This is a genomic window from Shewanella sp. 10N.286.54.B9 (genome assembly GCF_041468565.1).
GTDB lineage: Bacteria > Pseudomonadota > Gammaproteobacteria > Enterobacterales > Shewanellaceae > Shewanella.
On record NZ_JBFRIY010000068.1, the window covers coordinates 25,686 to 26,439 of the forward strand.

Annotated in this window: 2 protein-coding genes; one reads left to right on the forward strand and one right to left on the reverse strand. The window is 38.2% G+C overall.

Annotated features, from left to right (window positions below):
* Positions 1-131 precede the first annotated feature (131 nt).
* Positions 132-395, forward strand: a complete 264-nt coding sequence (locus AB4135_RS19860) for a hypothetical protein (RefSeq protein ID WP_371995166.1) — start codon at positions 132-134, stop codon at positions 393-395.
* On the opposite strand, the gene AB4135_RS19865 is transcribed toward AB4135_RS19860, so the two are convergent.
* On the reverse strand, positions 392-586 hold the full coding sequence (locus tag AB4135_RS19865; protein ID WP_371995167.1) for a hypothetical protein: 195 nt from the start codon (positions 584-586) through the stop codon (positions 392-394). The two genes, AB4135_RS19860 and AB4135_RS19865, sit on opposite strands and share 4 nt — an antisense overlap.
* Between the last annotated feature and the right edge of the window lie 168 nt (positions 587-754).

The following is a 754-nucleotide window of genomic DNA, read 5'->3' on the forward strand; positions in this document are numbered from 1 at the left end:
TAATGGAATTGGTATTAGTGTAACTCTTTGAGATTTTAAGCAAGGGTTGTATACAATTCAGCCTAGGTTCAGACTCGTGTGCTTATAATCAACTTACATTAACAATCATGATTATGCTGAGAAGGTCAATAATGAAGAATATACCTCTACTTGTACATATCGAAGGGCAAGACAGCAAGGTAAATACTGACTGGCTAGCCATTATGGCTACGCTTAAAAAGCGTGGGTTAGAAAAAGATGAACTAGAAGTGGTCTATTTTGAATTGTCAGCTGGCATGCGCGTTACGACTAGGGGATTAAGCTTAGCGAAAGCCAGCCCTGTAGATCCACTTAAAGACTTACTACACGAACCGAAATTTTCGGCTCGTGACTATGCTGGAATGCTAACCGCTTAATAGTTTAGCTTACCGATTTTCCAGCTTTCGCAGAGTAAATCTTGAGGAGAGGGTGTTTTCATCTGTTGTAAACTGGTGATCTTGCCTTCTCTAAAACAGACATATTCCCCCTCAATAACTGTCATTCGTTGGCAGCTATTGCAGCTTATAGATAGCCCTTTATTTTTTTCAGGCGTACCTTTGTCATCCATTACTTTACTCCATACATAAAAGAATACTGTTTGGGTTAGCATTAACCTACTTGAGTAAAGATAGTCACAACTAATCCTTATAGGACATGCCATTTAATCACTAAAAATGCAGTTATCCAAGTCTATTCAACTATAAAACTAACTTTATTAACTAGGGGCTGTTGATCT